Consider the following 7,763-nt stretch of genomic DNA (forward strand, 5'->3'; position numbering starts at 1 on the left):
GTGGGTGTGGGTTGGGTTGTGGTGGTGGGGTGGTGGGGGCTGGGTAGAAACCAGCTATGCGGTTTTGTATTGACAGGGGTGGGGGGATCTATTTGAATTCTGGGTGCGGTGGGGGGTGGGCCCCCGGGCCGGTGGTTTCTACCACGTGCGGGGGTTGCGGTGGTTTCGGGGGTTGTGGTGGATGTTGAGGTGTTGGGTGGGTTGGGGGTGCGGGTCGGGGGGGTGTCGGTGACGCCGTCGGCGCCTAAGGCGCGGCAGGTGTTGGCGTTGTTGGCGTTGCGTGTGGATTGTTTGGTTCCGGTGTCGGTGTTGATGCAGGAGTTGTGGGGGGTGGCGCCGCCGCGCAGTGCGCGGACGACGTTGCAGACGTATGTGTTGCAGTTGCGGGAGTTGATTGCCGGTGCGCTGCAGCACGGCGCCGGTGCGGGTGCGGGTGCGGGTTCCGGTGGGGGTGGGCTGGAGCGCGGTGCCGGTGCGGGTGCGGGTGCTGGTCCCGCTTCCGGTGCGGGCTCCGTTCCCGGTGCGGGTGCTGGTCCTGGTCCCGGTGCGGGCTCCGGTCCCGGTTTCGGTACAGGTGCGGGCCCCGGTGCGGGTGCCGGTCCTGGTTTCCGTGCTGGTGCTGGTGCTGGTGCTGGTGCTGACCCCGGTGCGGGTCCTGGTGCTGGTGCGGGCTACGGCTTCGGTGCGGGTTCCGGTGTGGGTGCTGGCCCTGGTCCCGCCCCCGGTTTTGGTGGGGGTTCCGGTGTGGGTGCTGGTGCTGGTGCTGGTGCGAAGGGTGTGTTGGTGACGGTGCCGGGGGGGTATCTGCTGGCGGGTGGGGGCGGGCGCTGTGATGTGCGGTCCTTTGAGGCGTTGGCGGGTGTGGGGTATCGGGCGATGGATGCCGGGGATTGTGTGGGGGCTGCGGGGGGGTTGCGTCAGGCGTTGGGTTTGTGGCGGGGGCCGGTGTTGGCGGATGTGCGGGCGGGGCCGGTGTTGGAGATGGAGGTCAAGCGGCTGGAGGAGAGCCGGTTGTGTGCGTTGGACCGGCGGATCGAGGCGGATTTGCGGCTGGGCCGGCATCGGGAGTTGCTGGCGGAGTTGACGGTGCTGGTCAATGGGTATCGCACGCATGAGAGTCTGCATGCGCAGTTCATGCTGGCGTTGCATCGTTCGGGGCGGCGGGGTGAGGCGCTGGCGGTGTATCAGCGGTTGCGGTCCACGCTGGTGCGGGAGTTGGGTCTGGAGCCGTCGGCGCGGTTGCGGCGGTTGCAGCGTTCGATTTTGACCGCGGGGCGTGAGATTGCTGCTCCGTGTGTGTCCGGGGATGCTGGTGGTCAGCGGCTGGCCGCGGCCGGGTGAGGCGTCGGGCCCGGGACGTGGTGTCCCTTGGCGGTGCGGGCCGGTGGCCGGCACCGGCCCGGTTGTTGGTGGGCCGTCGGCCGTGCTCTGGGCGTTGGGCGGGTGTCTGCGGTGGGCGTCGCGGCGGTCGATGGGGTGGGGGGCTTTCCGGTGCGGGCGGGTGCCGTCCCGTATCGCCGGCGGCGGCGCACATCGCCGGCGGTCGCCGTCGTGTATCGCCGGCGGTGCCGCACGTTGCCGGCCGGTCTCCCCGCGTATCGCTCGCGCCCCGCCGTATTACCGGCCGTGCCGTGGGCACGGCGGCGTCACGCACCATCACTGCGTCCTGCCGGGCAGCCTCACGCACCATCACTGCGTCCTGCCGGGCAGCCTCACGCACCATCGCCCGTATCGCTCGGTTTCCTCGCGCATCACCGCGTTCCGCCGGGCATCCTCATGCATCGCTGTGCGTGGCCTGTGCCGCCAAGGGTGGCTGCCTGGCCGGGTGCGGCCCGTGCCGTTGCGGGCCCTCTGGTGTGGCCGCACGAGGTTTCGCTGTGCATCACCGGACATCATCACGCACCAGCGGCACCAGCGGCACCAGCGGCACCAGTGGCGCCAGCGGCACCAGCGGCACCAGTGGCGCCAGCGGCACCAGTGGCGCCAGCGGCACCAGCGGCACCAGTGGCGCCAGCGGCACCAGTGGCGCCAGCGGCACCAGCGGCACCGACGGCTCCAGTGGCGCCAGCGGCGCCAGCGCAGCAGTGGATGCCGTCGGGTGTCCGGCGGGCTTCGCCGAGTGCCGCCTGGCATCCGCGGCTATTGGGGGGCGGTGTTCTGCGCGGCCGGGCGCCGCCGGGTATCACCGGGCACTGTCGGCGTCTTCGGGCACGGTTGGTGTGTGGGGGAGGGCGTGCGGGGTGAACTTTTGCTCGTTTGCCGTGTGGATGTCACTGCGGTGCAGGTGTTGCTGGTCCGGGGCGTCTAGCGTGCGGTCCGGGTCTGCTCACTGTTTGTGACGTTGTGTCAATTTGTGGTGGGGGGAGGGTGGGTGCGTTTGGGGTGAGGGCGGCTGGGGCCGTGGCGACGGAGTGCAGTCAAGAGCAGGAACTCGACGATGTACGGAGGAATCCCATGAAGATTCAGGTTCTGGGTCCGTTGAGCGCCGAGGTCAACGGGGGATCGATTGTTCCGACGGCCGGCAAGCCGCGGCAGATTCTGTCTCTCTTTGCCCTCTATCCAGGGCGGGTGATGCCCGTTCCCACGCTCATGGAGGAGTTGTGGGGCACCGAGCCGCCGCAGAGCGCGCTGACGACGTTGCAGACCTATATTTTGCAGTTGCGTCGGCATCTGGGTGCGGCGTTGGGGCCGGGGGCTCCGGGGCGGGCGAAGGAGGTGCTGGCGACCCGGCACGGGGGGTATCTGCTGCAGATTGCGGCGGAGAGTGTGGATGTGCAGCAGTATCAGCGGCTGGCGGGTGAGGGCCGGGCTGCTTTTGAGGGCGGTGATGATGCCAGGGCCGCCGACCGGTTCCGTCAGGCGCTGGGTCTGTGGCGGGGGCCGGCTCTGGTGGATGTGCGGGTCGGGCCGATCCTGGAGATCGAGGTGATGCGGCTGGAGGAGTCGCGGCTGGGGACGGTGGAGCGGCGTATCGATGCCGATCTGCGGCTGGGCCGGCATTCCGAACTGATCGCGGAGCTGACGGAGTTGACGGCGCGTTATCCGCAGCACGAGGGGCTGCATTCGCAGGCCATGGTGGCGTTGTACCGGTCGGGGCGGCAGGCCTCGGCGCTGGAGATCTACCGCAGGCTGCGGATCCGGATGATCGAGGGGCTGGGGGTGGAGCCCTCTCCGCAGGTGCAGCGGCTGCACCAGGCGATGCTGGCGGTGGATCCGCAGCTGGATGTGGTGGCCGGGCCGCGGCGCGGCTCGACGTTCGATCTCTACGCCGCCTGAACCACCCCGCCCCGCCCCGCCGTGCACCATCGGCCCCGCCCCGCCCCGCGCCATAGCGGGGCGGGGCGGGGCCGTGCCGCATCGTGGGGCGGGCTGCCTCGTGCCGCGGGGCGGCCGGACCGCATCGTCAGGCCCGGCCGGGGCGGCCGGACCGCATCATGGGGCCCGGCACTGCACCACGGCGGTGCCGGGCCCCGGCGCTCTCGCGGTGCCGCCCGCGCCCCCCCGTGTCCTCGCCGCGCCGCCCCCCGTGCCTGCGTGGTGCCGCCCCCCCCCGCGCCTTTGTGGGGCGTGCTGGTTGTGGGCGGTATGCGCCGTAGTGGGGGGCAGGGCCGTTGTGGGGCGGCGGTGGGGTAGGGGGTGGGGTGTGCGGTGGTCTGCATGCCGGGTGGGGGAGGGGTGGGGGCTGTGGCGTGGGTGGGGGTGGGGTGCTGGTCGGGGCCGGGGGCCGGGTGGGCGGGGGTTTTGGGTGGTTCAGTGGTGTTGGTGGCGGGCGGCCATGGTGTGGAATATTTTCTTGGTTTCCCAGTGCTTCTCGTCGAGGATCCGTACGACGCCGTAGGAGCCCAGGTCGTGTTCCCGGGGCCGGCTGTAGGCGGCGAAGGTGAACCAGAGTGCGGTGTCCACGCCTTCTTCCTCGAAGATGTCCAGCAGGTCGGTGAAGTAGCGGCTCTGCTCGTCCTGGTCCGGTAGCGCGTCCTGGGGTACCTGCCAGGCCATGCCGCCGCGTTGTGCCGCGCCCCGGTAGGCGCAGGTGCCGTATTCGGTCACTGCGAGGGGTTTGCCGTGGGCGAGGTGGCCGCGCAGTTCGTCCCGGAAGGTGTCGGCGTTGTGGCGGGCCCGGTAGGCGTCGATGCCGACGAGGTCGAAGGGGTCCCAGTCGATGAATTCCCAGGGGCCCGAGGCGTAGGTGACCTTGCCGCCGAAGCGGGTGCGTACGGTCGCGGCGATCTGGTGCAGGGAGGCGCTCAGGCGTTCTTGCGCCGGCTGGAGGGTGGACCACCAGTGCCGGTCGGCGCCGGCCATGGCGGTCAGGCGCTCGCCGTAGGTGGCGCCGGGCAGGAAGCCGCCGCAGAAGGCGCTGATTTCGCAGCCGCCGACGAATACCACCTCGCCTCCGGCGGCGCGGATGGTTTCGGCCCGGGCGGCGCAGTCGGTGAAGAACGGCAGCAGCTGGTGGTGGGGCAGGTCGACGGGGAAGGGGGCGAACCAGACCTCCAGGCCCGCGGCCGCGGCATGCCGGGCGGCGATGCTCAGCCGTTGGGGATCTCTTCCCGAGATGCGGACGGCGTCGCAGTGCAGGTCCTGGGCGATGACTGCCATGTCGTGCCGGACTGTTGTGGGGGTGAAGCTCTTGCGGGAGAGTTCTTCGCCGGGGAGGAACCCGGTGTCGTAGTTGATGCCCCGTGCGCGCACGCCGGTGTCCCTTCATGTGGTGGTCGCCGTGTGCCGGCAAGTCAACGACGTACTGGGGGCTGTTGGCCAGGGGGCGGGCGGTAGGGCTGCGCGGGTGGCGCCGTACCGAACAGCCCCCCCCCGCGGGGCGGGCAGCACCCGCCGGGCGGCGGGCGGGCATAACCCCCGGGCGGGCCGGGCGGGCACAACTCCGGGGCGAGGCGGGGCGGGGTGGGGCGGGGTGGGGTGGGGCGGTCCCCCCCCGGGACGTGGTCGAGGTTTTCCATGTGGGCAATGCCATGGGCTTGCTGTGGTGCTGTCTCGGTGGCCGGCTTCGGGGTGGGGCATGGTGAGCGGGGGTGCGGCCTGCGTCTGCCGGGCGTTGGGCGGTCGTGCGCGGCACCGCCGGCTTCGGCGGGGGCGAGGGGGGGATTGGCCCGCCCCCTTGCGGTGCGGGGCCGCTCATTGCCGCTCGTGCTCAACACCGGCCGACTGTACGGGCATTGGCCCTCCCGGACCCGGGGGGCGGGGGCGGGTGCGGCTGTCCTGGGCCTGTCGTCCCGGGCGGTCGGGTGCCGGGCGCCCCGCCTGGCGGGGCCGGAGCTGGTGCTCTTTTTTCGCCGGGAGCGTCCGCTTGGCAACGCCGGGTGCGCCGGGCTCCTGTGCGGCGTGCTGTTGAGCCGAAGCACGATGGTTGGCACCACGGCAGGCATGCTGTCACCAGGGCCACCGGGCGGCCAGTGCTGAGCGGAGTTCTGGCCCGCGGTGCCGTGTCAGCTGTCCACTCCGGCTTCCCGCTTGCGTCGGCGCAGCACATGGTCGCTGAAGAGGTGTCGGCTCCGGTCGAGCAGTTCACCCACTTCCGCGTTGCCGCGTGGCTCATCCGGTGCCGGACACCAGCGTTGCACTGATTGCGCGGCCCAGGTGCGCAGCTTGATATCCGGGTCATCGAGCAGACCGACCGCCGTCCGTAGGGCCACGATGCCGCCGCGCGCGTCGAGCAGCCGGAAGGCGCCGACGCGGACGTGCCGCGGCCGCTGAGAGCTGGTGCGCTCCCACAGCCAGTCGGCGGGCAGTTCCTTGGCCGAGGGCAGCAGGGCGGTGGCGGTCTCGCGGACGACTGCGGCGGCGAAATCGTCGAGGAGCGGCCGCAACTGCTGCGCATCCGCGCAGTCCAGTTCCCGCAGCCCCGTCACCGCTCGCGCCCGCACGCCGACCGCCGGGTGCACGAGCAGCGGCCGCAGCAGCCCGGCATCCGCGCGGTTCCCGCACTCGGCCAGCCCGATGACCGCACCGGGCGGCAACTCGGGGTCGTCCAATGCCGTGCACCGCTCCCGGTACCAGGCCGCCGGGTCGCCTCCATGCCGTCGTACGACATACCGGGCACACGCACGTACGAGCGCGGAACGGTCGCCGAGAAACGGCTCCGCCTGCTGCGGCCGCCCCGCCCGTCTCAGCGCGGTGACGCCGGCCGAACGGGTACGCGGGTTGCGTGCGGACAGCAGCAGAGGCAGCACACCCTCGCAGGCATCCCCGACCGCCAGAGCCGTGAGTGCCGCTGTGGCACACAGGTCCTGGACCACGCTGTCGTGGTCCGTGGAAGCCGCGCGGGCCAGCTCAGCGGGGCCGAGCAGTCGGCCCTCGATGGCCAGCCGGTATGCGAACCGCCGGACGCCGCGGTCGGGGTCGGCGAAGAGAACCGCGAGCTGAGTGCGGGATGCCCGGCGCAGGATCTCGCCCAGCACCTCGACGCCGTAGGCGCCTCTGTCGCGGCGGCCGACGCGGAGGATCAGTGGCGCGAGGCCGGGGGCGCAGTCCACGCTCAGGGCTCCGCGCAGCAACTGCCGGGCGTGTTCGCGCACCGGAGCGGCCCAGTCGGCACAGCGGATCACGACCAGCGGCAGCAGACCGGGATAGCGGGCGGACAGACCCAACGCCTCCTGACGGATGCGCCCGTCGCGGTGGCAGAGGGCGAGTGCGAGCCGAGACTCCTCGAGCTGCGTCAGGTCGGCGGGCAGGGGGGCCAGGTGCTCCCACTCCGGCAGGAACGGGGGGCGGTACCAGGCCACTTCCCGTACTTCTGCATCAAGCGCGAGCCAGGCGGCGGGGTCGGCGACATCAAGCGCGCGGTGAAGCGGCGCACCTTCCGCAAGCCGCGTCGCCGCCGCCTTGTCCTCAACGTGTTCGAACATTCCCGCCCTCCCCAGCAGTCGTACCAGGTGATCGTAGGAGGCAGGGTCCGCGTCCAGCGCGCGAAATACGGCTCGTGAACGCCGAGGGCCACCGCTCGGCACCCTGCCCACCAGAAGCCGAACGGTGCCAGCAACCCTGCTGCGCTTGCCGCTGGTGACAGGTAGCGCACCGCACCGGTGACAACCGCCGCGCTTTGTCCTGCCGAAGCCGCAGGCCGGCGGATGCCGATGGTGACAACTATTCGTGCTTCGGCACAGCTGTGCGGCACGGCCGGCCGGGCCTGCGTGGCCGGCGCGCACATCGGCCGGGCCGTTGGGGAAGGACCCGGCCGGGGCGCCGGGAGGGGCTGGCGGCGCCACGTCCGCGTGGCCGGGGGGCCGCGGCTGTTTCCCCGCGTGGTTCCCCGCGTGGCGGGGGCATCGTGGACCGGGTGAGCGTGCCGCGCCCGCTGTGCGCCGCGCAGCGGGCGGCGCGTGGTCGGCCGGTCCTGCCCAGGCAGAGCGGCGTGTGGCTCGTGTGCCGGCGCCAGGTCCTGCTGCGCGCGGATGCCGTCGGGCAGCTGCGGGGCCCGGCACGGGGCCGGCCGGTCCCTGCTTCCGGGTGCGTGCCGCTCTCGGCCGCGCTGGCCGGCAGGCCCTGGACCGGGCCCGCCGCGGGAGGCCGGGTCCTGCCTGCGTGCCCGGTAAGTAATGCGCCCGGCCCGCCCGCACCCCGGACCGGCCTCCGGCTGGCCCGCACCCCGGCCTCCGGCCTGCCCGCATCCCGGCCCGGATTGGCCTCCGGCTGGCCCGCACTCCGGCTGGCCCGCACCCCGGACCGGCCTCCGGCTGGCCCGCACCCCGGCCTCCGGCCTGCCCGCATCCCGGCCCGGATTGGCCTCCGGCTGGCCCGCACTCCGG

At 72.5% G+C, this 7,763-nt stretch carries 5 protein-coding genes and 1 pseudogene; 3 read left to right on the plus strand and 3 right to left on the minus strand.

Going from position 1 to position 7,763, the window contains the following annotated elements:
- Nucleotides 1-400: 400 nt before the first annotated feature.
- Nucleotides 401-787 carry a hypothetical protein gene (locus tag ACI2L3_RS39960; protein WP_404757409.1) on the plus strand — a complete coding sequence of 129 codons (387 nt, stop codon included), beginning with the start codon at nt 401-403 and terminating at the stop codon, nt 785-787.
- Nucleotides 763-1,341 (plus strand): annotated as a pseudogene (locus ACI2L3_RS39965) (AfsR/SARP family transcriptional regulator); the annotation flags it as partial. The gene ACI2L3_RS39960 and the pseudogene ACI2L3_RS39965, both read left to right, overlap by 25 nt.
- A 541-nt stretch (nt 1,342-1,882) precedes the next feature.
- Here ACI2L3_RS39965 and ACI2L3_RS39970 read toward each other — a convergent pair.
- The gene (locus ACI2L3_RS39970; protein ID WP_404757396.1) at nt 1,883-2,047 is read right to left on the minus strand and encodes a hypothetical protein; all 165 of its coding nucleotides are present in this window, start codon (nt 2,045-2,047) and stop codon (nt 1,883-1,885) included.
- 407 nt (nt 2,048-2,454) lie between these two features.
- On the opposite strand from ACI2L3_RS39970, the gene ACI2L3_RS39975 reads away from it, so the two are divergent.
- Nucleotides 2,455-3,276, plus strand: coding sequence for a BTAD domain-containing putative transcriptional regulator (locus ACI2L3_RS39975; protein WP_404757397.1), 822 nt, complete (start codon nt 2,455-2,457; stop codon nt 3,274-3,276).
- Between the two features lie 474 nt (nt 3,277-3,750).
- Here the strand turns inward: ACI2L3_RS39975 and ACI2L3_RS39980 are convergent, their stop codons facing one another.
- Together ACI2L3_RS39980 and ACI2L3_RS39985 are read right to left on the minus strand one after the other, a co-directional pair.
- Complete coding sequence (locus ACI2L3_RS39980; RefSeq protein ID WP_404757398.1) at nt 3,751-4,692, minus strand: hypothetical protein; 942 nt, start codon at nt 4,690-4,692, stop codon at nt 3,751-3,753.
- 752 nt (nt 4,693-5,444) lie between these two features.
- On the minus strand, nt 5,445-6,863 hold the full coding sequence (locus tag ACI2L3_RS39985) for a hypothetical protein (RefSeq protein WP_404757399.1): 1,419 nt from the start codon (nt 6,861-6,863) through the stop codon (nt 5,445-5,447).
- Nucleotides 6,864-7,763 lie beyond the last annotated feature (900 nt).

Origin of the sequence: Streptomyces sp. NPDC029674 (assembly GCF_044903205.1) — a bacterium.
Taxonomy (GTDB): domain Bacteria; phylum Actinomycetota; class Actinomycetes; order Streptomycetales; family Streptomycetaceae; genus Streptomyces.

Coding starts and splice junctions, on each gene's coding strand:
- ACI2L3_RS39975 (WP_404757397.1), top strand. CDS start 2,455: ATGAAGATTCAGGTTCTGGGTCCGTTGAGCGCCGAGGTCAACGGGGGA.
- ACI2L3_RS39985 (WP_404757399.1), bottom strand. CDS start 6,863: ATGTTCGAACACGTTGAGGACAAGGCGGCGGCGACGCGGCTTGCGGAA.